General features: G+C 66.1%; 20 protein-coding genes. 11 read left to right on the forward strand and 9 right to left on the reverse strand.

Annotation, left to right across the window (positions count from 1 at the left end; translation table 11 throughout):
* Positions 1-494 precede the first annotated feature (494 nt).
* Together ACQP1T_RS38115 and ACQP1T_RS38120 are read left to right on the forward strand one after the other, a co-directional pair.
* Entirely contained in the window at positions 495-779 is a 285-nt protein-coding gene (locus ACQP1T_RS38115) for a 2OG-Fe(II) oxygenase family protein (RefSeq protein ID WP_433757792.1), read from the forward strand.
* On the forward strand, positions 763-1,551 hold the full coding sequence (locus ACQP1T_RS38120) for an SDR family NAD(P)-dependent oxidoreductase (protein WP_433757793.1): 789 nt from the start codon (positions 763-765) through the stop codon (positions 1,549-1,551). Before ACQP1T_RS38115 ends, ACQP1T_RS38120 begins: the two co-directional genes overlap by 17 nt.
* On the opposite strand, the gene ACQP1T_RS38125 is transcribed toward ACQP1T_RS38120, so the two are convergent.
* Positions 1,532-2,476: an SDR family NAD(P)-dependent oxidoreductase gene (locus ACQP1T_RS38125; RefSeq protein WP_433757794.1), complete on the reverse strand. Its 945-nt coding sequence runs from the start codon at positions 2,474-2,476 to the stop codon at positions 1,532-1,534. The genes ACQP1T_RS38120 and ACQP1T_RS38125 overlap by 20 nt on opposite strands.
* 151 nt (positions 2,477-2,627) lie before the next feature.
* On the opposite strand from ACQP1T_RS38125, the gene ACQP1T_RS38130 reads away from it, so the two are divergent.
* Positions 2,628-5,000: a lysylphosphatidylglycerol synthase transmembrane domain-containing protein gene (locus tag ACQP1T_RS38130; protein WP_433757795.1), complete on the forward strand. Its 2,373-nt coding sequence runs from the start codon at positions 2,628-2,630 to the stop codon at positions 4,998-5,000.
* 1 nt (position 5,001) lies between these two features.
* Here ACQP1T_RS38130 and ACQP1T_RS38135 read toward each other — a convergent pair whose 3' ends face one another.
* Positions 5,002-5,706, reverse strand: coding sequence for a methyltransferase domain-containing protein (locus ACQP1T_RS38135; protein WP_433757796.1), 705 nt, complete (start codon positions 5,704-5,706; stop codon positions 5,002-5,004).
* A gap of 120 nt (positions 5,707-5,826) precedes the next feature.
* Between ACQP1T_RS38135 and ACQP1T_RS38140 the strand changes: the two genes are divergently transcribed.
* Positions 5,827-6,435 carry a TetR/AcrR family transcriptional regulator gene (locus ACQP1T_RS38140; RefSeq protein WP_433757797.1) on the forward strand — a complete coding sequence of 203 codons (609 nt, stop codon included), beginning with the start codon at positions 5,827-5,829 and terminating at the stop codon, positions 6,433-6,435.
* A 38-nt stretch (positions 6,436-6,473) separates the two neighbouring features.
* Here the strand turns inward: ACQP1T_RS38140 and ACQP1T_RS38145 are convergent, their stop codons facing one another.
* On the reverse strand, positions 6,474-7,082 hold the full coding sequence (locus ACQP1T_RS38145) for a cysteine hydrolase (RefSeq protein WP_433757798.1): 609 nt from the start codon (positions 7,080-7,082) through the stop codon (positions 6,474-6,476).
* Between the two features lie 50 nt (positions 7,083-7,132).
* Positions 7,133-8,704, reverse strand: coding sequence for a fatty-acid--CoA ligase FadD5 (fadD5, locus tag ACQP1T_RS38150; protein ID WP_433757799.1), 1,572 nt, complete (start codon positions 8,702-8,704; stop codon positions 7,133-7,135).
* Positions 8,705-9,039: 335 nt separating this feature from the next.
* Here fadD5 and ACQP1T_RS38155 point away from each other — a divergent pair, with 335 nt between their 5' ends.
* Positions 9,040-10,014 carry an NAD(P)H-dependent flavin oxidoreductase gene (locus ACQP1T_RS38155; protein WP_433757800.1) on the forward strand — a complete coding sequence of 325 codons (975 nt, stop codon included), beginning with the start codon at positions 9,040-9,042 and terminating at the stop codon, positions 10,012-10,014.
* Positions 10,015-10,151: 137 nt separating this feature from the next.
* Positions 10,152-10,826, forward strand: a complete 675-nt coding sequence (locus ACQP1T_RS38160) for a Uma2 family endonuclease (protein ID WP_433757801.1) — start codon at positions 10,152-10,154, stop codon at positions 10,824-10,826.
* Between the two features lie 114 nt (positions 10,827-10,940).
* Here the strand turns inward: ACQP1T_RS38160 and ACQP1T_RS38165 are convergent, their stop codons facing one another.
* Positions 10,941-11,894, reverse strand: a complete 954-nt coding sequence (locus tag ACQP1T_RS38165) for an MBL fold metallo-hydrolase (protein ID WP_433757802.1) — start codon at positions 11,892-11,894, stop codon at positions 10,941-10,943.
* Between the two features lie 167 nt (positions 11,895-12,061).
* Between ACQP1T_RS38165 and ACQP1T_RS38170 the strand changes: the two genes are divergently transcribed.
* From ACQP1T_RS38170 to ACQP1T_RS38180, 3 genes are read left to right on the forward strand one after another with little or no spacing between them, the layout of a single operon-like run.
* Positions 12,062-12,379 (forward strand): acyl carrier protein, encoded by a 318-nt coding sequence (locus ACQP1T_RS38170; protein ID WP_433757803.1) that lies wholly within the window; start codon positions 12,062-12,064, stop codon positions 12,377-12,379.
* On the forward strand, positions 12,376-18,861 hold the full coding sequence (locus ACQP1T_RS38175) for an SDR family NAD(P)-dependent oxidoreductase (protein ID WP_433757804.1): 6,486 nt from the start codon (positions 12,376-12,378) through the stop codon (positions 18,859-18,861). Before ACQP1T_RS38170 ends, ACQP1T_RS38175 begins: the two co-directional genes overlap by 4 nt.
* Positions 18,858-20,540: a fatty acyl-AMP ligase gene (locus tag ACQP1T_RS38180; protein ID WP_433757805.1), complete on the forward strand. Its 1,683-nt coding sequence runs from the start codon at positions 18,858-18,860 to the stop codon at positions 20,538-20,540. The genes ACQP1T_RS38175 and ACQP1T_RS38180 overlap by 4 nt, the downstream gene beginning before the upstream one ends.
* A gap of 180 nt (positions 20,541-20,720) precedes the next feature.
* Here the strand turns inward: ACQP1T_RS38180 and ACQP1T_RS38185 are convergent, their stop codons facing one another.
* The 3 genes from ACQP1T_RS38185 to ACQP1T_RS38195 all read right to left on the reverse strand — a co-directional run bounded on the left by ACQP1T_RS38185 (position 20,721) and on the right by ACQP1T_RS38195 (position 22,611).
* Positions 20,721-21,128, reverse strand: coding sequence for an RNA-binding S4 domain-containing protein (locus ACQP1T_RS38185; protein ID WP_433757806.1), 408 nt, complete (start codon positions 21,126-21,128; stop codon positions 20,721-20,723).
* A gap of 2 nt (positions 21,129-21,130) precedes the next feature.
* Complete coding sequence (locus ACQP1T_RS38190; protein WP_433757807.1) at positions 21,131-21,796, reverse strand: C40 family peptidase; 666 nt, start codon at positions 21,794-21,796, stop codon at positions 21,131-21,133.
* Between the two features lie 548 nt (positions 21,797-22,344).
* Positions 22,345-22,611: a hypothetical protein gene (locus ACQP1T_RS38195; protein ID WP_433757808.1), complete on the reverse strand. Its 267-nt coding sequence runs from the start codon at positions 22,609-22,611 to the stop codon at positions 22,345-22,347.
* A gap of 93 nt (positions 22,612-22,704) precedes the next feature.
* Between ACQP1T_RS38195 and ACQP1T_RS38200 the strand changes: the two genes are divergently transcribed.
* Positions 22,705-23,886, forward strand: coding sequence for an AAA family ATPase (locus tag ACQP1T_RS38200; RefSeq protein WP_433757809.1), 1,182 nt, complete (start codon positions 22,705-22,707; stop codon positions 23,884-23,886).
* 8 nt (positions 23,887-23,894) lie between these two features.
* Here ACQP1T_RS38200 and ACQP1T_RS38205 read toward each other — a convergent pair whose 3' ends face one another.
* Positions 23,895-24,311 (reverse strand): peptidoglycan-binding domain-containing protein, encoded by a 417-nt coding sequence (locus tag ACQP1T_RS38205; RefSeq protein WP_433757810.1) that lies wholly within the window; start codon positions 24,309-24,311, stop codon positions 23,895-23,897.
* 308 nt (positions 24,312-24,619) lie between these two features.
* Here ACQP1T_RS38205 and ACQP1T_RS38210 point away from each other — a divergent pair, with 308 nt between their 5' ends.
* Entirely contained in the window at positions 24,620-26,575 is a 1,956-nt protein-coding gene (locus tag ACQP1T_RS38210) for an acyl-CoA dehydrogenase family protein (protein WP_433757811.1), read from the forward strand.
* The last annotated feature ends 200 nt before the right edge of the window (positions 26,576-26,775 follow it).

A 26,775-nucleotide genomic window follows, 5' to 3' on the forward strand; every position in this document is an offset into this window, starting at 1 on the left:
CGGATTCCGGTCGTGCCCGTTAGGATCGCTGTGGCCATTCGGGAGGGATCGAAGTTGACAGGGGTAGCCGAATCCACAGTCCACGCGGCGCCGCCGTGGTTCACCGACTTATTCGCGCATCGTCGCTGGATTCGCCGGGTCGAGCCGTTTCCGCATGTATATGCCAGGGACGTTTTCGTGCCCGAGTTCTATGGGCGGCTGACCGATGAGTTGGCGCAGGTGCGCCGCGAGCGGCCGGAGGCGTTCGCGGCGGATTGCGGTGCGGTCGGGGCCTCGCTCGCCGGAGTGCGAGACGGACCACTGGCACTGTTCCTCTCGCGGGAATGGCATGATCTGATCGCGCGGGTGGCGGGGGTGGCTACGACCGGTGATGTCGAGGGCTCGGTGCACCATCATCCGCCGGGGAGTCCTTCGGAGTCACCACACAATGATCTGAATCCGGCCTGGTTCAAGGGTTCGGCCCGCGGACGCCGGATATCTTCGCGCGGGAGACGGTGCGCGCCGTCGCGGTCCTGTTCTATTTCGGCAATCCGGATTGGCGGCCGGGCGATGGCGGCGAGACCGGGCTGTTCGCGCATATCGGCGCGAATCCGGTTCCCGCACTGACGGTTCCGCCATTGAACAACTCGCTGCTGTTGTTCGAGTGCACACCGCGCTCCTGGCATAGCTTCGTCGGCGACAACGTCGCCGCGCGCAATAGCGTGATGATGTGGCTGCACCGGCCGAAGGAAGACGTGCTGCGGCGCTGGGGAGGAGACAGCATTGCGCAGGGGCGGTGAACGCCGGGTATGCCTGCTGACCGGCGCGGGTGGTGTGCTGGGTGACACCTTCTGCCGCGGTCTGTACACCGACTACGACATCATCGCGGTCTGCCGCCATCGCACCCCGGCCGCACCGTCACAGTTGGAATGGTTCGTCGATCCCTTCGAACCGGAAATGCCGGTGCCGGAGAATGATTCGCGGATCTTCGTGATCAAGGCCGATCTGGCCGAAGCGGGTGCAGTCGAGCGCGTCGTCGATATCGCTCTTGCCCGGTTCGGGCAGATCGATCTGCTGGTCAACAATGCCGCGCACCGCGGATTCCAGCCGCACGGCATCGTCGACGGCGACGCGGCACTCGACGAATTCGATCCGCATTTCGCGGTCAATGTCGGTGTGCCGCTGCGATTGTCGGCGCGAGTGGCGCAGCGAAGCTGGGTGCATGCCGCGGACGCGAACCGGGTGCGCAATCGCAATATCGTGAACGTCTCCAGCATTTCGGGCTCGCGGGTGTACCCCGGCGGACAGGCGCTCTACGCGGCATCCAAGGCGGCGCTCAACCACCTGACCCGGCATATCGCGGCCGAATTCGAGGAGTTCGGGATCCGGGCGAATGCCATCGCGCCCTATGGTTTTCCCGCTTCGGTGTCCACTGAACAGGTGGTGCGAGCCATTATCGAGCTCGATCGAGGCGAAATGAGCGGCGAAGTTTTCACCGTCGGGGCGGAAGCCGAGGGTGGGCGTCACGCGGTCGGCGCGGACGCCCACCGACCTACTTCGCCGTTCCGGTGAGCTCTTCGGACATCGTCCAGAGCCGTTGCGCGAGTTCGGCATCCACCGCCTGCCTGTTCCGCGGCTGCTCCTCCTTGAACCGGTGGAAGTACTTGCCGTTGATCTCGTCCGACGTCGTCGCCAAGTGCACCAACGGATCCGCGCCCTTATCCGCCCGAATGAAGAACGGCCGTGACAGCGGCGAGCGGATGAACGCGCCCAGCCCCAGCGGGGCATTGTCGTAGACATGGGTGGCGACCGCGCCCGGATGGAATGCGGCGGTGACCAGACCGGTGCCCTCGGTGCGGCGGGCCAGCTCCCTGGTGAAGATGATGTTGGCGAGCTTGGAGGTGCCGTAGACGCCCAACTGGTTGAACGAGCCGGTCGACGCGTTGACGGTATCGAGGTCCAGCTTCGCCATCCGGTAGGTCATGCTCGCGGTGTTGACCACCCTGGCCTGCGACTGCACCAACCGATCCAGCAGCAGTGCGGTCAGCAGGAACGGCGACAGGTGATTGACCTGGAAGGTCAGCTCATTGCCGTCATCGGTGACGGTTCGTTTCGCCCACGCGCCACCCGCGTTATTGGCGAGCACATCGATGCGCGGATAGCGATCGAGCAGCTGATCGGCGAGTTTGCGCACCTCGTCGAAGCGGGCGAAATCGGCGATGAACGACTCCGCACCGATCCGCGCCGCCACCTCGGCGGTGCGCTCCGGCGAACGCCCGACCACCGCGACGGTCGCGCCGCGCGCCACCAGCTTCGCCGCCGCCTCGGCGCCGATGCCGGAGCTGGCGCCGGTGACCACCACCGTCTTCCCGGATAGATCCTGTGCTGCCATGTCCTGCCTTCCGTCGGCTGATTCGCCCTGATCCTCATCGGCCGGGGCGGATTCGGCAAGACCGTCTACTGACCGGTAGGTCGGCTGCTGTGTATCGTGCTCCAACGCGACAGTTGATCTAGTACGAACATGGGTAACTCGCCGGGAACGCCCAGAACTCAGCCATCTCGGGGACCGCTGGCCCGCAACGGTAGGTTAGGACCCACCCACGACCGGCAAAAGGGCCCGGGGAGGCGGAGGAGCGGAGGGCCACGAGATGCGAGTTGACGGGCGGGAAATCCCGGTCACGGGGAGCCTGCTGCAACCGCTGATCCGGCGGACCAGTGACATCATCCGTGTCGTACTGGCGGCACTGTGGGTCGGCGTGGTCGTCGCCGCCTCGCTGATCACCCGGCCGGAGTGGCTGGCGCTGGAGCGTTCGGTCTCGAATATCGTCGGATTCCTCAATCCGGACCAGTCCAATCTGGTGTACCTGGTCTACGGCATGGCGATTCTGGCGCTGCCGTTCGCGATCCTCATCGAATTGATCATCGGCAGGCAGTGGAAGCTGCTCGCGGGCTACGCCGCCGCGGGACTGGTCGCTGGCCTGTTGCTATCGATCACCGGGACGGGATTGTCCGCGCCGCAATGGCATCTGCAGGTACCGGACCGGCTCGATACCTTCCTATCGCAGTTCCTGGACGATCCGCGCTGGATCGCCATGCTCGCGGCCGTACTGACCGTATCCAGTCCATGGCTGCCGACCCGGCCGCGGCGCTGGCTGTGGTTCCTACTGCTGGCATTCGCGCCGATCCACCTGGTGGTCAGCACGGTGGTGCCCGCGCGCGCCATGTTCGGACTCGCGGTCGGCTGGCTGGTCGGCGCGGTGATCGTGCTGGTGGTCGGCACACCGGCGCTGGAGGTGCCGCTGGATGCGGCGGTGCGGGTGCTGGCCAGGCGGGGGCATACCGTCACCGCGTTCACCGTGCTACATCCCGCGGGACGCGGACCGCTGGTGCTCGCCGCCGCCATCGACGGTCCGGAACGCGAGTTGATCGTCGAGCTGTTCGGCAAGAATCAGCGCAGCTTCGGTGCGCTGCGTCAGCTGTGGCGCTGGCTCACCTTCCGCAGCAGCGAAACCGCGGCGATGCACGGCTCCATGCACCGCGCTGTCGAGCACCGTGCGCTGGTGGCCATCGCGGTCGGCGAAATGGGTCTGGCAGCCGTGCAGCAGGTCGCCGTCGCGGCGCTCGAGCGCGGCTGGATGCTGTACGCGCACACCACGCCTCGGGGTAAGCCGCTCGACGAAACCTCCGATGACCAGCTGACCGGAGTATGGAGATCGCTGACCGCACTGCACTGCGGCCAGATCTCACACGGCGATCTGCGGCCCGCCGAGATCCGAATCGACAACGGCGCCACGCTGTTCAGCGGATTCGTCAATGCGGAATTCGGCGCGTCCGATAAGCAGCGGCAGTCCGATGTCGCGCAGTTGCTGGTCTCGACCACGGCGGTCTTCGGCAAGGAAGCCGCGGTGCGCACCGCCATCGAAACGCTCGGCGAGCAGGCGGTGCTGACCGCGGCGAGCCGACTCACCAAGTCCGCCATGCCGGCCGGGATCAAGAAGTCGATTCCGGACTGGGGTGAGGTGGTCGCCGCCGCCCGCGACGAGGTGCGCAAGCAGACCGGCCAGGACAAAATCGAGGCTGAACAGATCACCCGGTTCAGCCGCAATCAGCTCATCCAGTTGGTGCTGCTGATCGGGTTGGTCTATGTCGCCTATCCGTTCATCAGCGCGGTGCCGACCTTCTTCTCGCAGCTGCGGACCGCCAACTGGTGGTGGGCGCTGCTCGGACTCGCGGTCTCGGGACTCACCTACCTCGGTGCGGCCTCGGCGTTGTGGGCCTGTGCCACGCGCCTGGTCAGTTTGCGCAATCTCGTGATCATGCAGATCGCCAATACCTTCGCCGCCACCACGACCCCGGCCCGGGTCGGTGGACTGGCCTTGAGCGTGCGCTTCCTGCAGAAGGGCGGACTCGGCGCGGTGCGGGCCACCGCCGCCGTCGCACTGCAGCAAGCCGTGCAGGTGATCACCCACATCAGCCTGTTGATCCTGTTCAGCGTGGCGGCGGGCACCTCCGCGAATCTGTCGCATTTCGTGCCCGACGCCACCGTGCTCTACCTGGCCGCCGGTGTGGGCGTCGGCATAATCGGCACCTTCATGTTCGTGCCGAAACTGCGTCGCTGGCTCAACAATTCGGTACGCCCACAGTTGCAAGAGGTGCTCGGCGAACTCGGCGATCTGGCCCGAGATCCGAAACGCTTCTCGGTGATCGTGCTCGGCTGTGGTGCCATCACGATCGGCCAGGCGCTCGCGCTGTGGGCCAGCGTCGAGGCGTTCGGCGGTGGTGCGTCGTTCATCACCCTCACCATCGTGACCATGATCGGCGGCACCCTGGCCTCGGCCGCGCCGACACCCGGTGGCGTCGGCGCCGTCGAGGCCGCGCTGATCGGTGGTCTCGCCGCCTTCGGCCTGCCCGCGACCATCGCCGTGCCGTCGGTGCTGCTCTACCGCGTGCTCACCTGCTGGCTGCCGGTGTTCTGCGGCTGGTTCACCATGCGCTGGATGACAGCGAAGGACATGATCTGAATCAGGCGTCCTTGGTCGCCACCAGCACGCCGGTAGTCGGTGCGATCGCGGTGAAGTCCACGGTGCCGAATCCGGCTTCCCGCAACGCTTCTCGATAGCGACGAATATCGATGGCCGCCAGTGGATCCGAGTGGTGTCCGGGTGCGTGCGGGTCGTCGGTGCGGCGCGCGGCGAAGCGCGACATGATGCGAACCGCCGCGGGCAGGACTCTCCCGGTCGGGTGGGTATCGGCGAGCAGCAGTCGGCCGCCGGGACGCAGCACGCGGAACATCTGTCCCAGCGCCGCTGTGCGGTGTGCCTCCGGAATGTGATGCATGACGAAGGTCGAGGTGACCACATCGACCGAGGCGTCGGGCAGGGGCAGCGACTGGGCGGCGCCGACTTCGAAGCGGCAGTTGGGGGCGGCGCGGCCGCTCGCGTAGTCGATCATCTCCCGGGACGGGTCGATACCGGTCACTCGACCGGCCGGTCCGACGCGATCGGCGAGTGCCCGGACGAGTTGGCCAGGGCCGCAACCGATATCGACGGCATGATCGCCCGCGGCGGCACCGGTCAGCTCGACGAGTCGAGCGTTGAGGCTGCCGACCCGGCCGAGCAGGAAGGCCGATTTCACAGCGAGGTAGCCGCGCGGTTTGGTGATGAGAATGCCGATCTCGGAGTTCCGGTCAGCATGTGTGTTAGTGGACTGTTGTGCGTTTCCGGTCATGAGTTCATAATCGGACCAGATGACCGGATCGACCAGAAGCAAAAGTGCGGATATCGTGCCGTTCCGAACGGATTCGCACTATCTGTACGGAAACGCGGTCTTCGCGTTCGGAGGATGCCGATGACCAGCACCGATCGCCGAGTGCGACGCACCAAGAGCCTGCTGCACCGGGCGCTGATCGAGCTGATGATCGAATGCGGCTATGACCGGATCACATTGCAGGACATTCTGAATCGCGCCGACGTGGGACGCTCCACCTTCTACGCGCACTTCCGCGACAAGGACGATCTACTGCTGGTCAGCAGTACCGAGTACCTGCGAGCGGCGGTCGCCGATGTCGAATCGGCCGCGAATGATCCTGACGCACCGCAACATTCGGAACCACTCGCACCGCTCTACACGCTGTTCCGGCTGGCGTCGGCGAATCCGGAGGTCTACCGAGCGCTGCTGGGTCGCAGAGCGACCGGGGTGCTGCTGCGCTCGACGCGGCGCATGGTGGAAGAGATTCTCACCGAACAGCTTTCGGGTCTGCTCGAGATGGACGACGACGAATTCGCGGTGACGATGACATTCCTGTCCTGGGGCGTCGTCGGCCTGCTCGGCTCGATCGCGGATGCGGACCCGCCGCTGCCCGCGGCCGAAACCTACCGTCGCCTCGAAGTTCTGGTCGGCCCCGGCCTGACGAGCCGGGTATCACCCACCGGACGGGTCCGCCGCGCGGGCCGGTGATCATTCACGCAGATCGGGTCGGCCCGAGGGCATAGCTTTCACACCGAGGTGCCGATCAGCTCCAACGCTTGGTCGGCGGTGCGGCAACCGGCGGTGGTCAATTCGAGGTTCGCCAGCGATGCGGCGTCGGCTTGCGGATCGGCCGCGGTGACGCAGTCCGCGATCGGATGCACGGTGAAGCCGAGATCCGTTCCGGTCCTTGCGGTTTGTTCGACGGCGAGATTGGTCGCGACACCGGTGATGAACAAGGTGTCGACGCCCTGTTCGTCGAACCATTCGGGCAAGGCACAGCCCGCAAGCGCGGAGAGCTTCTGATTGTCGAACACCACGGTCGGCTGTTCGATCATCTCTGGAATCAACTGGGAACCGGGCGCTTCGGGCCGGAATTCGGTCTGCGCGGCGGCCACCGAGCGCATGAATCCGGTATTGCGGACCAACCCGCCCTCGCCGACCGGAATGACGAACCGCACGAAGACCACCGGTAATCCGGATCGTGCCACCGCGTCGTGGAAACGCACGGCCCGCGACACCACCCCGCTCTCCGCCACCGGACCGGCCAGCATCGGACCGAAGAACCCTTCGGGCCGAATGACATTCACCTGCCAGTGCACCGCGAGTACGGCGGCGCGAATGCGTCTGATCGCCATGTGGTGATCGTGACGCATCGGCGCCACCGATGTCCTCGATTCGGCGAAGCTCAGGACGAATAGTCCTTGCGCAGCTGCACTTTCACGACCTTGCCGCTGGCATTGCGCGGCAGCTCGGGCACGATCACCAGATCCTTCGGGTGCTTGTAGCGGGCCAGGTTCTCGTTGAGGAACGGCGCCAGTTCGTCGAGGGTGAGCTCGGCATCCGGATCGACAAGGGCGACAACGGCAACCGGCACCTCACCCCATTTCTCGTGCGCCCGCCCGACCACGGCGGCCTCGCGGATCTTCGGATGCGCGAAGAGCACGTTCTCCACCTCGGCGCAGTAGATGTTCTCGCCGCCGGAGATGATCATGTCCTTCTTGCGGTCGACCACCCAGACGAAGCCCTCCTCGTCCGCGCGGACCAGGTCACCGGAGTGGAACCAGCCACCGGCGAAGGCATCGGCGGTCGCCTCCGGCTTATTCCAGTAACCCTGCATGAGAGTCGGTCCGCGATAGACGATTTCGCCGATCTCACCGGGCGCGACATCGTTCATCTCGTCGTCGACGACGCGGGCCTGAATGGTCGGAATGGGCCTACCGACCGACCCCAGCTTGCGTATCGCGTCCTTGCCCTCCAGCACACAGGTGATGGGCGACATCTCGGTCTGGCCGAAGACCGCGACATTGACCGCGTCCGGGAAGCAGTCGGCCATGGCCCGCAATACGGTATCGGAGGCCGGGGCCGCACCCCAGCTGAGCACCTTCAGCGCGAGCTTGCGCTGCTTGACCGTGGGCTCGTCGCAGATCATCTGCCACTGCGCGGGCACGCAGAAGGCGGTGGTTGCCTGCTCGCGCTCGACGGCGTCGAGGAATTCGGTGGGATCGAACGCACCGAGCGGATGCAGCACGGTCTTCGCGCCGAGCAGGAAATGCGGTGCGAGACTGCCGAGTCCGGCGATGTGGAACAGCGGCGATGTGCAGAAGCCGACCGAATCGGGACTGATATCGGTGGCCCGAATGCAGGTCAGCGCTTGGGCATTCATATTCGCGTAGGACAGCACCGCGCCCTTCGGGCTGCCGGTGGTGCCCGAGGTGTACATGATCAGCGCGGGGGTGTCCTCGGGAATGTCGAGTGGCGTATGCGGTCGGCCGCCCTCGGCCAGCACATCGTCGTAGCCGAGCACGCCGTCGGCGCTGCGGCCGCCGATCACGATGCAGGTCGCGAGTTCGGGCGCCTGGCCCTGCACGGCGGTGGCCAACGGCTGCAGCATGGTGTCGGTGACGATCGCCTTGGCGCCGGAATCGCTGACGATATAAGCGACCTCGGGCGGAGTGAGCCGGAAGTTCACCGGGACGGCGATGGCGCCGAGTGCGTTTATGCCGAAGACGGCCTCGAGGTATTCGGGATAGTTCAGCGCCAGGATCAGCACCCGGTCACCGAAGCCGATGCCGCGGCGGGAAAGCGCGTCGGCGAACTTCAGCGACCGCTCGTGCAGCTGCCGCCAGGTGGTGTCCACACCACGGAACCGCACGGCGACCGCGTCCGGGCGCATCTGCGCATGCGATGCGATCTGGTTGTTCCAGTGGTTGCGTCGCGATCTGATCGGCTCGTCGAGCGCCTGTGCACCGGTGGTCATGCCACTCCTCTCGGACCGCCGGACGGCCGCCGGGGTTCCGACGGCGTCGACGGGCTGAACTGAGAGCAGAATAACAACTAACTTATTCGGGCGGCAAGGCGCCGAGTTACGAATCGCTGTTAATCGTCTCCAGCTCGGGTTTGCGATGCGAAAATCGCCCCTAGCTGCATTTTCAGTGGCTATCCCGATAGTTGCTTCCTGCCTACACGCACGGTCAGAGGGGAATACAGTGCGAATCCTGGCTCACTTGTGAGTTGAACCGCGGACGATTCTCGTGTCACCATCACTGCGTAAGGGCGCCACTGGCACGCCCCGCAACGCATAGGAGAAGCGCAATGCTGCGTACCAGGTTCACCGAGACATTCGGCGTCGAACACCCGATCGTGCAGGGCGGCATGATGCATGTCGGCCGCGCGGGCCTCGTCGCGGCGGTCGCCAACGCGGGGGGGCTCGGCTTCATCACCGCCCTGACCCAGCCCACTCCCGACGATCTGCGCAAGGAGATCGCGCGGACCAGGGAGTTGACCGATAAGCCGTTCGGCGTGAACGTCACGATCCTGCCGTCGATCAATCCGCCGCCGTACGCCGAATACGTGCAGGCGATCATCGAGAGCGGTATCAAGATCGTCGAGACCGCGGGCAGCAATCCGGAGCCCTTCCTGCCGTACTACCGGGAAGCCGGTATCAAGGTGCTGCACAAGTGCACCAGCGTGCGGCATGCGTTGAAGGCGCAGAAGATCGGCGTCGACGGCGTGAGCATCGATGGTTTCGAATGTGCCGGACATCCGGGTGAGGACGATATTCCCGGCCTGATCCTGATCCCCGCCGCCGCACGGGTGCTCGACATTCCGATGGTCGCCTCCGGCGGCATCGCCGATGCCCGCGGTCTGGTCGCCGCGCTCGCGCTCGGTGCCGACGGTGTGAATATGGGCACCCGCTTCCTGTGCACACAGGAGTCGGCGATCGACCAGAAGGTCAAGGAACAGATCGTCGCCAACTCCGAACTCGACACCCAGCTGATCTTCCGGACCATGCGCAATACCGCGCGCGTCGCGGATAACGAGATCAGCCGCAAAGTGGTCGAAATCGAAAAGGCCGGAGGCACTTTCGACGATGTCCGCGATCTGGTCGCCGGTGCGCGCGGACGCCGCGTCTTCGACGAGGGCGATCTCGATGCGGGCATCTGGTCGGCTGGCCTGGCCCAGGGACTCATCCACGACATCCCGTCCTGCGCCGAACTGATCGACCGGATGGTCGCCGAGGCGGAAGAACTGATCACCGCGCGACTCGCGGAAAAGGTGGTCGCCTAGCGACTCGTTGCGAGCCCTGGGCCGAGCACCCAGGGCTCGCCCGAACCGTCGCAGTCCATCGAGGGGTGACCGCGACCGATGTCAGGCCAAACGCTGACCTACGATGACGTCGACTACCAGCCAAAGGACGGTCATCCGTGTCGGAAGCGTTCGACTGGTCTCTGCCGAAGACCTACATCCTGCCGGTGGACATCGACGGTTACCTGTCCATGCCCGAGGACATGGCGCGCAATGTCGAGATCAAAGACGGGATGATCACCCACTGCGAATCCGCCTCGCCGAATCACAATGCGATAGCCCGAAATATCGAACGGGCGTTGCTCGACGGCCACGCCAAACGCGGTTCGGCCGAGCCGTACCTACGGGTCAACCGGAACGTGGACATGTTGGTCTCAGAGGTCCCGTTCCACTACAAGCGGCCGGACGTCATTGTCTACCGCTGCATCGATGAGCCTCGGCCGAAGTGGCGGATGAAGCCGACAGCCGCCGACGCCGTGCTGGTGGTCGAGGTTGTCTCGCCGACCACGATCACGGCCGACCTGGTCGATAAGCGTGCGGAGTATGCCCGGTTCGGGATCCAGCACTACTGGATCGTCCGGATGGCAAATGAGGACGGTCCCGCGGTTTCGATCGAGATGCTGACGCTCAACTCGGCCGGGGAGTACGTCTCGGCGGGGCACCACACCCGATCGGACCGTTCTGCCAGTGCGATCGATTCGCTTGTTCCGTTCGAGGTGCACGCCACTTGGCAGCAGCTCGACGAGGGCTCCCCCGCCTCCCCGGATCTTTTGCCGGTCGTCAGTGCACCGTAACTACCGTCGCGGGCTGACAGTTGGGATTCTGGCTGGGCTTTGGGCGTGCCCGACAAGTTACCCATGTACTCACAAAATCAGTTGTCGCCCAGGCGATCCAACATTTCACCAGCACTACCTGGCTGCCAGCGCCTCGACGGCCGCGTAGTCGTGGGCCGCGACTATTTCGATGCCGCCGGGTAGGGCGTGCAGGCGGTGGATGGTGGCGAAGGTGGCGTCACGGTCGGCATCGAAGAGTTGGCCGGGCATGGGGGCCTTCTCACGGATCAGCTCGATCTGGAGTTTGTTCCACACCGCGTCACCCGCGAGCAGCACCCGGGTGCCGTCGTCGACCGCGAGCAGGACGCCGATGCTGCCCGGGGTATGTCCGGCGAGATCGACGAGCAGCACCGAACCGTCGCCGAACAGGTCCAGACTGCGCGGGAAGGTGAGCACCGGCGGGCCGTCGAGTTCGAAGGTGTCGAAGGTACGCCCACGCAGAGGGCCCCGGGCAACGCCGACGGGGGCGTGGGGGCCGTCGAGTGCCCAAGCGCGTTCGACGGCGGGGAGTCGGATGGTCACCGAATCGGGCAGTTCCAGCAGGCCGGAGACGTGATCCCAGTGCAGGTGGGTCGGCAGGACGAAGTCGATCGCGTCGACGGCGATATCGCGGGCGGCCAGCGCGTCCGAGAGGCCGAGCACCGGCTTATCGGGTGCGACCAGGAGTGGAATCGGGAACGGCAGCTCGGGCAGCACCCGATCGTGCACACCCGCGCACAGCGCCGGATCGACCAGGAATCGCGCCTTCGGATGCTCGATCAGATAGGCCGACATCGTCATCGGCAGCTCGCGCAGGCTGCGCACGCCCTCCGCGACGATCGTGGTGGGGGTGGCCATGCGGGCCTGCATCAGGACGGTGAGCCCGACGGTCGCCTCGGTCTGCGGCAATGCGACCGGCTCCAAACCGGCCAGCAATGCGGTATCGGGGCGACGTGGGCGCAGCAGTCGACCAGGCGTGGCCGCCAGTGCCGTGCAGCAGCGCAGCACGGTCGGCAGGGTGGGCGTCCGCTCGGTTCCTGATTCGGGCACGGTGTCACCGTAGGCGATCACAGTAAACGACGAAAGAGCCGGGTATGCAGGACAATTCCGGACAATTCACCCGCCTGAGGGACACCTTGATCGCGCCGATATCTACGGCATAATCGCAGGGGTACCGGCGTGGGGGCAGCAGCCCTCCGGCGACGGGAGGAGGACGGATGGGGCCTGATCTTCCGGACGGGCAGGGTGTTGTCTCGAGCGACCTGCGAACAGTCGCCGACAGTGTTTCGAACAAATTCGGTCTACGGCGGGCCGCGCTACTGAGCGCTGCCACCGCCGCCATCGCCGACCTGCTGAATGTCGATGCCGCGACGGTCTCGACCAATGCTCCGTTCAGCGATCTCGGCCTCAGCTCACTGCAATTGGCACGACTGACGGCGCATCTGGAAGATGCCGTGGGAGTCGAGGTTTCGCTCACCGCCCTCTACGACCATCCGGACATCGAGCAGCTTGTCGAGTATCTCGCGATGCGATGAACACCGCCGAGAGCGCCTCCGTCCGGCTGTATCCGCCGGTATCGATCGTCGGCATCGGCTGCCGGGTGCCCGGCGCGCCGAATGTGTCCGAGTTCTGGCGAATGTTGTGCGATGGCCGGGATGCCACCGGAGCACCGCCGGCCGGTCGACCTGGCACGCGCCACGCCGGATATCTCGCCGATGTCGACGCGTTCGACAACGACTGGTTCGCCATCTCCGGTCGCGAGGCCGCGCTGATGGATCCGCAGCAGCGGCTGGCGCTCGAGGTCGCGGTGGAGGCGCTCGACGATGCCGGAATCGGCTATCGCACCAGGGGTTCCGGGGCAGCGGTGGTATTCGGTGCGTGCGCCTACGATCACGGCATCGCGGTGCTCGGCCGCGACGGGCACGATGCGCCGTACGCGGTCACCGGATCGGCGCTCAGCATCATCGCCAACCGGCTCTCCTATGTCCTCGACCTGCACGGGCCGAGCCTGGTGGTGGACAGCGCCTGCTCGTCCTCGCTGGCCGCGGTGGATCTCGCGGTGCGACTGCTGGCCGATGACGCGGTGCCGTTCGCGATCGTCGGCGGGGTGAATCTCGCACTGCTGCCGCATACCTCGGACTACCTGGCCGAGGGCGGTTTCCTCGCGCCCGATGGACGGTGCAAACCGTTCGATGCCACGGCCGACGGATATACCCGCGGTGACGGGTGCACCGTAGTGGTGCTTCGGCGCACCACCGATGCGCTGCGGGACGGGCATCGCGTGTACGCGGAAATCCTCGGCACGGCAGTCGGTTCGGACGGGCGGTCCAACGGGCTGTACGCGCCGAACGGCCGAGCCCAGCAGGAGGTTATTCGGACCGCCTGGACGGAACTCGATCCACGTGATGTCGGGTACGTCGAATGCCATGGCACCGGAACACCATTGGGCGATGCCGTGGAGGTGGGCGCGCTCGCCGCGGTAGTCGGGAGCGATGCCGCACCGACCTGGATCGGTTCACTCAAATCCAATATCGGACATCTGGAGGCGGCCGCCGGAATCACCGGAATGGTCAAGGCGGCGCTGTCCATTCGGCACGGCGTAATCCCGCCGACCATCAATTTCCACACCGAGAATCCGCTGCTGAAGCTCGCCGAGCACGGACTGCGAGTCCCGACCGAACCTGTCGACTGGACCGAAACACCAGTGCGTGCGCGGCACGCCGGAGTCAGCTCGTTCGGATTCGGCGGGACAAACGCGCATGTGGCGCTGCGCGGGATCGAGGCTACGCGTCATCGGAATCACGAACCGCCCGTACTGCTTCCGGTCACCGGTCGCGACATCGCCCAGCTGCGGTCGAACGCGCTGCGATGGGCCGAACTGCTCGAGGGGGTTGGCATGTTGTCAGACGGCACGAGCGACGCCGCACGCGGTGGGGCCAGCAGCGCCACCAGCCCGTCACGCGAGGGCACAAGCGCCGCTTCAGGCGACGGCACCAGCACCTCATCGCGCGACGGCACAAGCACCGCTTCGGGCAACCGCACCAGCAGCGCATCGCGCGACAACATCAGCGCCCCTTCCAACAACGGCGCAAGTAGCAGCTCACAAGACGACACCACTACCCCGCAGCCCAGTCGCATTGCACACGAGGGCACGAGCGAAGCGCGCGAGAGCACGAGCCGGGATTCCCGTGGCATGCCCAGCAGCGTCGCGCACGATCGCATCAGCTCCGCGTCGGGTACCGGCGCAAGCAGCGCGGCACGAGACGACGGCAGCAACCCTGGGCAGCAGGACACCAGCCGAACTTCACACGAACGCACGAGTGACTCGAGCGAAGCCGCTAGCGGCGGTTCGCGCGAGGGCGTGAGCGCTGCGATCGATGCGATTGCGTCGAGTTACTCGAGCGCAGGGAGTCGCGAAATTCTTCGGAATTTCGCGGCTGCTGCGGCGCGGTTGATACCCGAAAGCGCGCGGGCCGCAGTGGTTGTGCGGGATCTGGATGATGCGGTGGATCAGTTGCGGGCGTTGGCCGGTGGGGGGATCGGCGCTGCGTCGGTGCGGCGGCGGGGTGGGGTGCTGTTCCTGTTCTCTGGGCAGGGTGGGCAGTATTCGAAGATGGGGCGGGGTCTGGCGGCTCGCTATCCGGTATTCGCGGAGGCGGTGACCACTGCCGCGGATGCGATTGCGGCGGTGGGTGGCGGGCGGGTGTGGACGCCGCGCAACGGGTTCGTGCTCAGCAGGGCGGCCAGCAGCAGCGCGACTGAACTCGTGCAACCGGCGATCTTCGCGTTCCAGGTGGCCCTTGCCGAACTGCTCGCGTCGTGGGGCATCGAACCGGATGCGGTGGTGGGGCACAGCCTCGGTGAAGTGGCGGGTGCCGCGGTGAGCGGTGCGTTATCGCTTTCGGACGCGGCCCGAGTCGTGGTGCAGCGCAGCCGGATTCTGGCGCGGCTCGACGGGCACGGTGCGATGGCCGTGCTGGAGGCGACAGCGGATGAGGCGGCGCGGCTGGTCGAGCCGCTGCGCGCGACGGTAGCGATCGCGGCGATCAATGGACCGCGTTCGGTGGTGATCTCGGGTGCACCGCGCTACGTCGACGCGTTGGTCCGCCGGGCCAAGCGCAGGCAGATATTCGCGCAACGAATCGCCGTCGACTTCGCCGCACACAGCCCGCAGGTCGGCGCGCTGCTGCCCGAATTCGTCGACACGCTCGACGGTCTCACGCCGCAGGTGCCGCGCGTCCCGGTGTACTCCACCGCGCGTCCACGCGAAACGATCACCACGGCGGCAATGGATGCCGACTATTGGGCCGAAAACGCCTCGAGCACTGTGGAGTTGGCTGCCGCGCTGCAACAAGCCGCCGACGATGGATTCGCAACGGTACTGGAACTCGCACCCCATCCGGTACTGACGCCCGCGATCCGCGAGTTCCCCGAGTTCGCCGACGCCACCCACCCGGTAACCACCCGCAACGACGAGGCCAAATCCTTCCTGACCTGCCTCGGCAACCTCTATCTCGAAGGCCGCCCACTGAATTGGGCCGCCAACGGCCCCTTCACCACCCCTCCCCCACCCCGCCAATGGGCCCACCGCCGGTTCCCCCTGATCACCACCCTCGACCCCGACGCCACCCGCGTCACCATCAAGCCCAGCATCCACAACACTCCCCCCGAACCACGCACCTCGCACGCCGCTCCCCCAGAGCGACCCACCACCCGCTACACCGCCACCAAATCCGGCACCGCCCGCGACGCCGTCACCGATTCCGACACCGCCGACGACACCTGCACCACCGAACCCGTCACCGCGCCGAGCATCCACGACACAGCCACCGAAACCAGCACCACCCGCGGCACTGTCACCGAATCCGACACCACCAAGCGACACACCTACAGCGACACCACCACCAAGCCCGGTACCACCGGCGACGCCGTCACCGAATCCGACACCGTCGACAACACCTGCACCACCGAACCCGTCACCGCGCCGAGCATCCACGACACAGCCACCGAAACCAGCACCACCCGCGGCACTGTCACCGAATCCGACACCACCAAGCGACACACCGACGGCGACACCACCACCAAGCCCGGTACCCCGTCCGTCGCTCACACAGAGCCACACACCGCCACCAAACCTGGCACGACCCGCGACGCCGCTACCGAACCCAGCACCACCCGCGACACCACGGCCGCGCCCAGCACAATCCACATCGCCGCGACTCAGCCCGGTGCCACGGATCGCAGTGCCGCCGATCCCGCTGTCAACGGCCACGCTGTCGACGACTCCTCGGTCTCCGACTTCGGCGCGGGCATCGGAGTGGACGTCGTACGCGGTCGAAATGCCCACGACCCGAATACAACCGCCGGACACGACGCCATTCGCGGACGAGACACGCACGGCGCACACACAACCACCGAAAACTGTGCCGCTCGCGGCCGAGGTGTCCAGGCCCCGAACGGCGGCCGCGACGTCCACGGCGGGAACACAGCCGCCCAATTCGAAACCGCTGGCGGACGAGACACGTACGACCCGAGTACAACCGCCGGTCTCAGTATCAGCATCGGCCGAGATGCCGTCGATTCGAGCGCATCCGGCGTCTGCATCGCTGAATCCGGGTTCCCCGCCGACGATCTCCACGATCACGTGGTGCAGGGCGTGCCGACCGTCCCCGCGGTCTTCTGGCTGCTCAGGCTGCTGGGGCTGGCTGGGAACGGGCGGGCGATCGTCGATTTCGTGGTGCATGAGCGGACCGGGCTCGCCGCGCTGTCCGCTGTCACCTATCGGGTCGGTGGTGCTGGAAGATTGCAGGCGGAGGTCACAGGCGCCGGGACGCTGGCTTCGGCACGGTTGGCCGGTGACCCCACACCCGGGGATATCGTCGCATGGATGCGGGTGGTCGATGCAAATCGGGCCGCGCGTCGGCGGATGCGGGTGCTCACGCCAGGTGTTTTCTACGACTCGTTGCGCGCGCGACAACTCGACTACGGTCCCGCCTTCCGCGCGCTGCGTGATATCGAGGCCGGGCCCGATTGTGCGGTGGGATCGTTCGATTCCGCCCCGCTACAGCGCTCGGCGACCCTCGACAGCTGTCTGCAGCTGCTCGCCGCCGCGAGCTGGGACCACCTGCCCGCCGATGCCATTGCACTGCCGATCGGCATCGAATCCGCCTGGCTGTCCGCCGAACCGGACCTGGTGCTGCTGGAAGCCCATGCGCTGGTGCGTGATCGATCCACCACCGGCCTGACCGGTGACATCATCGGCACCGATCAGCACGGCGTCCCGGTGCTCGCGCTGTCGGGAGTCCGCATACGTTTCGCAACGGTGGAATCCACAACGCGGGTCGGCCCTTTCCGCCATGAAACGTGGGTCCCCTTCCAGCACAGGGCGAACAGCGCAACGAAACCGCAGCGCGCCTTGGTCATCGGCGAATCCCGACTCGCCGTACGGCTCGCCAGAGAACTCGACCGCACCCTGCCCACCGAACGCGTCGCCCGCGAACCGGATGCCGCCGGTCCGATCGTCTCCGCCGTACTCGCCGGACGCACCGGGACCGCGGATACGGCGGTCGTCGTGATCTGGCCCGCCGAATCCGGCGCGCCCCGCCACGAGTCCGAGTCGGCGAACAGTGTCATCGCCACCACCGGGCGAGTGCTCGATCTGCTGCAACGCGTCCAATCCGAGCACGCCACAGCATCTTTGACGATGGTGCTCCCGACCACCAGCGCGACCGACCGCCAACTGACCGCCCGTAGCCGACAGGACAATTCGATCATGCCGATGGCGATCGCCGGTCTGGCGCGATCGATGCAGCTCGAATCGGGCCGCGAAGTGCGACTCGTGTGGACCGATACGTCACCGACCGCGGTGTCCCGACTGCGCGAACTCATCGCCACCACACTGCCCGATGAGCTGCGTATCTGCGCTGATGCCATCACCACCCGCCGTTTCGTGCACTTCCGACCCCGATCAGCCACTCCGACGCCGATCGACCCCAACGGCACCTACGTCGTCACCGGCGGTCTGGGTACGCTCGGCTCGGTCGCGGTGCGCTGGCTGCTCGATGCCGGCGCGCACGATGTCGTGGTACTCACCCGCGCACCCAGACCGGTGCCCGCACTACTGGACGGACTGGAGGACCGCATCGTGGTAGTGCGCTGCGACGCCGCCGACCGCAGCGATCTCGCCAATGCGCTCAACGACGTTCGCGAATGCGGTTCCACCATTCGCGGTGTCGTGCACGCCGCGGGCACACTCGAAGACGCCGCCTTCGACGCGGTAACCACCCGCCAGCTCGCCCGCATGTTCGCACCAAAACCCATTGCCGCGCGAAATCTCATCGAACTCACCGCGGTCGATCCCACCGACTTCGTGCTGCTGTTCTCCTCCGCCACGGGCGCGCTCGGCGCACCTGGACAGGCCGCCTACGCCAGCGCGAATGCCGCAATGGACGCACTCGCCCGCGCCCACCCCGGTCGGCGCGTACTGAGTATCGGCTGGGGCATATGGGATTCGGGCCTCACCGAGAGCGCGGGCGGAGCGGCACATCTGCGCCGCGCCGGAATCTCCGCATTCGATTTCCCGCGCGGTACCGAATTACTCGCCCAGACCATGTATTACAACGAGCCCTACCTGCTCGCCTTGGAGTACACGCCGACCACCGGTTCCGACCCGGTCGCCACCCGCCTGCGAAACCTGCTCACCGACCAACCGTCGACACCGGAAGCACCACCGAATCCGGTATCCCAGCAGCACCATCCAACCGAACCACTCACCACGACCATCCGCACCGCGCTCGCCGCAACCCTCGATCTGACTTCCGACCACCTCGATCCAGAAGCCGATTTCAACGAATTGGGCTTGAGCTCACTGCTCGGTATAGAAATGCGCCGCCACCTCGAAACCCGCCTCAATATCCGCATCTCGACCGCCGAACTGTTCCAACACCCGACCATCACCGCACTCGGTGCCGCCTTGGCCGACCGAGTCGCCACCGCAAGACCCGACGGGGTGCGGTGAGGTCGCCGAATACCACGCGGCAGACCAATGTCCTGGCCGCCCGGGTTGCCGAGTGGGCGCGAACCAGGCCCAACGACAATGCATACACCGAATTGCGTTATCGCGGCCGGGATTGCACTCCGGTCACACTGACCTACGAACAACTACACCACGTAACCGCGGCGCAGGCCGAAAGGCTCAGGACGACAACCGATCCTGGTGACCGCGTGGCGATACTGTGTGCGCACGGAATCGACTACGTCATAGCGTTTCTCGCCTGCCTCTACAGCAATCGCATTGCAGTGCCGTTGTTTCCGCCGGCCGGCAATAGCAACCGGGACCGCCTCGAAGGTGTACTCGCCGATGCCCGACCCGCATTGAGCCTGATCTCGCCGACGGACACCGCTACCAGCGAGATCTTCGGTCCGGCACTAGGCCAAGCGCTGAAGCTCGCACCGCACACCACCAACCGTGCAGCTGACCCGACCATCGATCGAACAGAGACTGCCTACCTCCAGTACACCTCCGGATCGACCAAGACCCCGGCAGGCGTCGAAGTAATGCACGCGAATCTCGCTGCGGCACTGGATCAGTTGTGGACCGCGGTACCGGCGGTGCGCACCGAGCCCATCGTCTCCTGGCTGCCGTTCTTCCACGATATGGGTCTGGTCATGGCACTTTCACTACCGCTCTACTCGGGCGTGCACGGAATCACCATGGCACCAGCGGAATTCGTGAAGCGTCCGATCCGCTGGCTACGCGCCCTCAGCGATTACCGTGCCGGGACCACCGGCAGTCCCAATTTCGGCCTGACCCTGGCGGTCTCGGCAACGACCCCCGAAGAACGCGCGGGCCTGGACCTATCTCACCTCCGCGCACTGCTCAACGGCGCCGAACCGATCCGCGCCGAGGCCCTGGCCGACTTCACCGAAACCTTCGCCCCCTACGGATTCCGGCACTACGCCCACACACCGGGCTACGGTTTGGCCGAGGCCACACTCTCGGTCACCGTCTGTGGTGAGCGAGACGAACCCGTCACACATCGATTCGACCGTGCGGCCTTGGCACAGGGCCGCGTACAGACCGCACAGCAGGGTGTTCCACTCGTAGGCTGCGGCGGCCGTGCGGGCCAGCGGGTTGCGGTGGTGGAACCCGATGAGCACATCGAGGTCGCGGCGGGCACCATCGGCGAGATCTGGGTCCGCGGCCCCAATGTCTGCGCCGGTTACTACAACGATCCGGACGCCACCGCGGCGACATTTCGAGCCACCCTGTCCGGAAGTGACGAATTCTGGCTGCGCACAGGCGATCTCGGCTTCTGGCACGAAGGTCAGCTCTATATCGCGGACCGACTGAAGGATCTCATCGTCATCGACGGCCGCAACCACTATCCGGCCGATATCGAATTCACGGTTTCGGATTGCGCGCCCGAGGTGCGCCTCGGCCACGTAACCGCATTCGGCCACGATGACGGCCACCGCGAGGATCTGGTCGTCGTCGCCGAACTCGCCGACACCGCGGTCACCGGATCAACGGAACTGGCCCGTCGCATCCGCAATGCCATCGCGGCCGCCCATGAGGTGACACCGGGAGCGGTCATCCTGGTCGAGCCGGGCCGGATCCCGAAAACCTCCAGCGGCAAACTCCGCCGCGGCGAATGTCGAGCGCTCTACCGCGCGGGTCACCTGACCCAGCTGTAGCGGGAACACCGACCTCGCACTGCTCGTCCACCCCGGCGCGATGATCGCCATTCCGGCCAAGATAGCCGCCATGCCGCGATGACCACCGCGGGTGCCCGGCGAAGCATCCGCGATAATGCTCGGTGCACCATCGCACTCGCGGCCACTCGAATCGCAAACCGCAGCGCGAAATCCAGCGCCTCAGTTGTCGGTGCGGCCGAGCAGACGATCCGTCTCGCGACGTTCCCGCTTGGTGGGTCGACCGGAACCCCGATCGCGGCGTGGCATGGATGCGACAATCTCGCGCGGCGGCGGTGCGGGGCTGCGATCGATCAAGCACTGTGCGGCGATCGGAGGGCCGACGCGCTTGGTGATGACCCGCTCCACGATGACGATGCGTTCGACGCCACCGGCTCGGATGCGGACCTCGTCACCGGGGTGAACCGGTTGGGCCGGTTTGGCGGTAGCGCCGTTCACGCGAACGTGGCCGCCGCGGCATGCTTCCGCGGCCGCGGACCTGGTCTTGAAAAGACGCACCGCCCACGTCCAGGAGTCCACGCGGGCCTGGTTCGGGGCGGTGTTCTTGGTGGTCGGTTGGGCGGGTGCCACCCTTAGACCATACGGCGTGCCGTAACAACCATGTCGGGGCGCAGCGGAGTGTAGGACACCGGCTGACCAGACTGGACCGCATTGAGCAGCTTGCCGTCGCCCGCGTACAGGCCGACGTGGCCGCCGCCGTTGGTCACCACGATATCGCCGGGCTGCAGGTCCTCGAAGGCGACCGGAGCGCCGACGTGCGACTGCTCGAAGCTGGTGCGCGGCAGTTCGATTCCGGCCTGCTTGTAGGCCCACTGGACCAGACCCGAGCAGTCGAAGCTGAACGGTCCGGAGGCACCCCAGGAGTACTGCGCGCCGACCTTGCTCTTGGCGGCGTCCAGCGCGATGTCACTGGCGGTGTTGTGGAACATCTGCGGCATGGCGGGGGCGAACAGACCGGGGAGCGACGGCGCGGCCTGCGGGGCAACAGCCTCCGGAGCGGGCGCTGCGGGCATCGAGGCGAGTGCCTGGGTGAGCTGCTTGCCCAGATCCTGGGCCTGCTGATCGAATTCCGGCGGAACCGGGACGTCGAAATCGCCGATGCCCGGGACGTTGATGGTGGCTGCCATCGCGGGGATCGCGGGCATCGCACCAGTCGTTGCGGCGACCGCGCCCATGACGATCGCACCCTTGACGGAATTCGGTAGCCGCGATTCCCGCTGCAAACTGTGTTTACCCACCGAGCCGAGTCTCCGATCTTTCTGCTCTCCCGCCGACCGGGTCAGCTGTCGGTTCGGACCGGCAGAACGGCCCCAACTCCCAGTTGAATCTCTGGGTCCCGGTACGGCAGCCGGAATTGGTGGCCCCGACAGCCGTTTTGGCGGCAACTCAGTGGCGCCGCTTCTCTTCCGAACCGACAGACTCCACTGGGTCACGAAGAGATTACGGCCAGGACGCGGTGTTGTCCAGCCCACAGACCAGCCTCTTCGCGGATAATCGCGAAAACCCAGGACGGGCGTCGCAATTGCGACACGCCACGATGGTCACGACACGGTATCGGCGCCGCGCCGCCTGTTATCGAATCGAGGTCCCGACCGGAACTGATACTGCCCCACCAGATTCGCGGCCCACCGACTGCGAGTGCCGGGTCCAGCTAGCTTCCGCCGCATTGCTGCTCGGCCAAAGGGTTCCGTCGAACGTAGTCGAATGGTGGTCACCCACACGAATTCGACCGCCATATCACTACGCTCGGCGAGCTGCCGCGAAGCAAGCAATCCTGACTGCGGCACTAGCCGTCGGATCCGGCACTGCGCTGCTCGAGCGCGCGCTCCAACTCATCGATGCGCCGCCGCGCATCGGCCAGGCCTACCTCCAGCCGACCGAGCGCCACCACCAGCGGCCCCACCGCGATATCGGCGACGAGTTGCGGATCGTCGAGTCCGCCTTCGATCGCCTCCAGGATGTTGGCGCGGATGTGACCGGCCACCGGGGCTTCGGCGGGAACTTTCCAGGACTCGACCAACTCGGCGAGGGTGGGGAGTGGTTCCGTGGGCATGCCCCTCAGCATGCGACAGTTTGCTAGCAATATCTAGGACACGCCTTATATATGGCCAGATTCGGCTGACGAAACGGGCTACGGTGTGTGGGTATGGACCCCGTGCGGAATCCGTATGCTCCCGGAGCCGGACAGCGCCCACCCGAATTGGCCGGGCGCGATAAGCAACTCAAGGCTTTCGACGTTGTGCTGGAGCGGATCGCGCGTGGTCGGCCGGAACGCAGCGTCATGCTCACCGGATTGCGCGGTGTCGGAAAGACCGTGCTGCTCAACCAACTTCGCTCCGCCGCGGGCTCACGCGGTTGGGGCACAGGCAAAATCGAGGCCCGTCCGGATCAGGAACTGCGCCGCCCGCTGTCGTCCGCGCTGCATATGGCAGTCCGCGCGATCGCCATGGCGCACCGCAACCAGGAGCGCGTCGACGACTTCCTGGGCATACTCAAGGCTTTCGCGCTGCGGTCCACCGCGGATAAGGGCATGCGGGAGCGCTGGCAGCCCGGGATCGACGTGCCGGCGGTCACCGGTCGCGCCGATTCCGGCGATATCGAGATCGATCTGATCGAACTGCTCAAGGAGGCGGCCGCACTGGCCAGCGATATCGGCGTCGGCATCGCGGTATTCATCGACGAGATGCAGGACCTCGGTCCGGCCGATATCTCCGCGATCTGCGGGGCCTGTCACGAATTGAGCCAGGACACCGCGCCTTTGATCGTGGTCGGCGCTGGACTGCCGCACCTACCCGCGGTGCTGTCGGCCTCGAAGAGCTACTCCGAGCGACTGTTCAGCTACCACCGCATCGACCGGCTGGACCGCGAATCGGCGGATCAAGCCCTCATCGCACCGGCCGAGCGCGAAGAGGTGAAGTTCACCGAGGAAGCGCTGGATGCCCTGTACCAGCGGGCAGATGGCTATCCGTACTTCGTCCAGGCCTATGGCAAGGCCGCCTGGGATCAGGCACCGGAGAGCCCGATCACCGCCGAGGATGTCGAGGTGGCGGCCCCGAGCGCCGAAGAGGAACTGGCCGTCGGATTCTTCGGTTCCCGATACGAGCGCGCCACCCCCGCCGAACGCGAATATATGCGCGCCATGGCCGATTTGGCGGGCGACGACGGTCCGGTGCCGACCGCGGCGGTGGCCAATGAGCTCGGCCGCAAACCCGCATCGCTCTCACCCGCCCGCGACGGTTTGATCAAGAAGGGCCTGATCTATTCGGCCGAACGCGGCACCATCGGATTCACGGTGCCGCACTTCGGTCGCTATCTGCGCAGCGTGTAGCCGAAAGCTCAGAACGGCAGGGGATAGCGGTAGTCGCAATTGCCCTGCGACGTGCAGGCATTCCGCAGCGACCGCCAGGTGGCCGGGCCGACCACGCCGTCGTCGTAAATACCAACGGCCCGTTGGAAATTCCGCACCGCGGCCTTGGTCTTCGGGCCGAACTTACCGTCGACATCGACCTGGCCGTTGCCGTAGCCGAAGGTCAAGAAGGCCTGAACCGCCGCGACACACGGCCCCTGGTTGCGCACGCCCTCCTGCAGCGTCGGCTTGGCCGCCAGACACTGCTCGATCGACGCCGGATACTGAACCTCGGCATGCGCCGGTGCCGCGATGGCGGCGGTCGCGGCCACCGCGGCGACCCCGATGGCCGCGGCGGCAATCACCCGGCGAATCCGCTGAGCGCCGGAAAGCTGTGCTGCGTACATGATGTTCCTCGTGGTGCGCGAAGCTTCTCCCCTGCTGGTGAAGCTGGTAGCGCCAAGTTAGGAACCGCGACCAATAACAGACCAACGAAGAACTCACGGCACAGCTCAGCCCGGTGGCCGGGGAGTCACGGTGCCGGAGCGGACCGGCCGTCGTAGCCGCCGTCGGCGACCCGGTATCCCGGCCACAGCACGGCTTTTGCCCGCACCGATCAGCGATTGAAAGATAACGCTCTACCTCGACATCTACCGGCCGGTAACAAACCCTCCTACACTCTTATGTGATCCTGATCACGTCCGAGGAGGACATCATGGCGACTACCGCAAAAGTCGACGCCACCGAAGAACAGGCCCGCGCACTGGTCGAGGAATCCCGCGAAACCAGTTGGGCCAAACCATCGTTCGCCAAGGAGATGTTTCTGGGACGATTCCGGCTCGATCTGATCCACCCCTATCCCCAGCCCAGCGACGAGGACGCCGCGCGCACCGAGGCCTATCTGGCCAGGCTGCGGCCGTTCTGCGAAACGCTCGACGGCAGCGTCATCGAGGCGGAGTCCAAGATTCCGGACGAGTACGTCAAGGGTCTGGCCGAACTCGGCTGCTTCGGCCTGAAGATCCCGGAAGAGTACGGCGGCCAGGGCCTGTCCCAGGTCGGCTACAACCGGGCCCTGATGCTGGTCGGGTCCGCGCACCCCAGCCTCGGGGTGCTGCTTTCGGCGCACCAGTCGATCGGCGTGCCCGAACCGCTGAAGCTGGCGGGCACCCCGGAGCAGAAGGCCGAATTCCTGCCTCGTTGCGCGGCGGGCGCGGTCAGCGCGTTCCTGCTCACCGAACCCGATGTCGGCTCGGATCCGGCCCGGATGGCCAGCACCGCGACCCCCACCGCGGACGGCGAGGCCTACGAGATCAACGGCGTGAAGCTGTGGACCACCAATGGCGTGGTCGCCGAACTGCTGGTGGTGATGGCCCGGATTCCCAAGAGCGAGGGGCACCGCGGCGGCATCTCGGCCTTCATCGTCGAGGCCGATTCGCCCGGCATCACCGTGGAGCGGCGCAATTCGTTCATGGGTCTGCGCGGCATCGAGAACGGTGTCACGCGCCTGTACAACGTCCGTGTTCCCAAGCGCAATCTCGTCGGTCGCGAGGGCGACGGCCTGAAAATCGCGCTGACCACCCTGAATGCGGGCCGCCTCGCCATACCGGCGCTGTGCACGGCCGCCTCGAAATGGTCGCTGAAAATCGCCAGGCAGTGGTGCACGCAGCGAGTGCAGTGGGGTCGCCCGGTCGGCGAGCACGCGGCAGTCGGGGAGAAGATCTCCTTCATCGCGGCCACCACCTACGCACTCGAGGCCGCACTCGACCTTTCGGCCACCATGTGCGACGAGGCCCGCAACGATATCCGCATCGAGGCGGCCCTGGCCAAGCTCTGGGCCAGCGAAATGAGCTGCCAGATCGCCGACGAACTCGTGCAGATCCGCGGCGGTCGCGGCTACGAGACGGCGGCCTCGCTACGGGCCCGCGGTGAACGCGCGGTCGGTGCCGAACAGCTGGTCCGCGATCTGCGGATCAACCGCATCTTCGAGGGCTCCAGCGAAATCATGCGGCTGCTGGTCGCCAGGGAGATGGCCGATGCCCATATGGCCGCCGCCGGTGCCCTGGTCGATCGGAATGCCGAGCTCAAGGACAAGGCCAAGGCCGCGGTCGGCGCGGGTGGTTTCTACGCCAAATGGTTCCCGCAGCTGGCGGTCGGCGCGGGTACGGTACCCGCGACCTATGCCGAATTCGGGCCACTGGCAAGGCATTTGCGCTTCGTCGAACGCAACGCCCGCAAGCAGGCCAGATCGCTGATGTACGCGATGGCGCGCTGGCAGGCGGGCCTGGAGTACCGGCAGAACTTCCTCGGTCGCATCGTCGATATCGGCGCCGAACTGTTCGCGATCTCGGCAGCCTGCGTGCGCGCGCAGGCGCTGCGGGCCGCGGGCGCGCCGGAGGCCAAGGCCGCCGAGGAGTTGGCCGATACCTTCAGCAGGCAGTCGCGGATTCGGGTGAAGAAGTTGTTCGACGCGCTGTGGGACAACACCGACGACGACGATCGCACCCTCACCCGCAACGTCCTCGACGGCCGCTACGAGTGGCTGGAGGAGGGCATCTTCGATCCGAGCGAGGGCACCGGACCGTGGATCGCGGAATGGCAGATAGGTCCGTCGACCGAGACCAACCTGCTGCGACCGTTCCTGCCCTCGACCCGTAGCCACGCCGGTACGTAGGCGCGCGGGACGCTACGAGCCGCCACTCATGTATGGGTGGCGGCTCGTTGCGTGATGAGTATTCGAATATCTCGGAAAATTTCTAGATATCGACATATTTTCGAGATTCCGCGTATGGTTACGGTCCTATAACATTTCTAGCGGACTCTAGGAGATCCGATCGATTACCCGATAGACGGCAATGCCGCGGGTTGATCATG

Source organism: Nocardia sp. CA-135398 (assembly GCF_050955845.1).
Taxonomy (GTDB): Bacteria; Actinomycetota; Actinomycetes; order Mycobacteriales; family Mycobacteriaceae; genus Nocardia.

Excerpts from the sequence above, each read along its gene's own strand:
- ACQP1T_RS38130 (WP_433757795.1), top strand. The coding sequence starts at position 2,628 with ATGCGAGTTGACGGGCGGGAAATCCCGGTCACGGGGAGCCTGCTGCAA.
- ACQP1T_RS38135 (WP_433757796.1), bottom strand. The coding sequence starts at position 5,706 with ATGACCGGAAACGCACAACAGTCCACTAACACACATGCTGACCGGAAC.
- ACQP1T_RS38140 (WP_433757797.1), top strand. The coding sequence starts at position 5,827 with ATGACCAGCACCGATCGCCGAGTGCGACGCACCAAGAGCCTGCTGCAC.
- ACQP1T_RS38145 (WP_433757798.1), bottom strand. The coding sequence starts at position 7,082 with ATGGCGATCAGACGCATTCGCGCCGCCGTACTCGCGGTGCACTGGCAG.
- fadD5 (WP_433757799.1), bottom strand. The coding sequence starts at position 8,704 with ATGACCACCGGTGCACAGGCGCTCGACGAGCCGATCAGATCGCGACGC.
- ACQP1T_RS38155 (WP_433757800.1), top strand. The coding sequence starts at position 9,040 with ATGCTGCGTACCAGGTTCACCGAGACATTCGGCGTCGAACACCCGATC.
- ACQP1T_RS38170 (WP_433757803.1), top strand. The coding sequence starts at position 12,062 with ATGGGGCCTGATCTTCCGGACGGGCAGGGTGTTGTCTCGAGCGACCTG.
- ACQP1T_RS38175 (WP_433757804.1), top strand. The coding sequence starts at position 12,376 with ATGAACACCGCCGAGAGCGCCTCCGTCCGGCTGTATCCGCCGGTATCG.
- ACQP1T_RS38195 (WP_433757808.1), bottom strand. The coding sequence starts at position 22,611 with ATGCCCACGGAACCACTCCCCACCCTCGCCGAGTTGGTCGAGTCCTGG.
- ACQP1T_RS38200 (WP_433757809.1), top strand. The coding sequence starts at position 22,705 with ATGGACCCCGTGCGGAATCCGTATGCTCCCGGAGCCGGACAGCGCCCA.
- ACQP1T_RS38205 (WP_433757810.1), bottom strand. The coding sequence starts at position 24,311 with ATGTACGCAGCACAGCTTTCCGGCGCTCAGCGGATTCGCCGGGTGATT.
- ACQP1T_RS38210 (WP_433757811.1), top strand. The coding sequence starts at position 24,620 with ATGGCGACTACCGCAAAAGTCGACGCCACCGAAGAACAGGCCCGCGCA.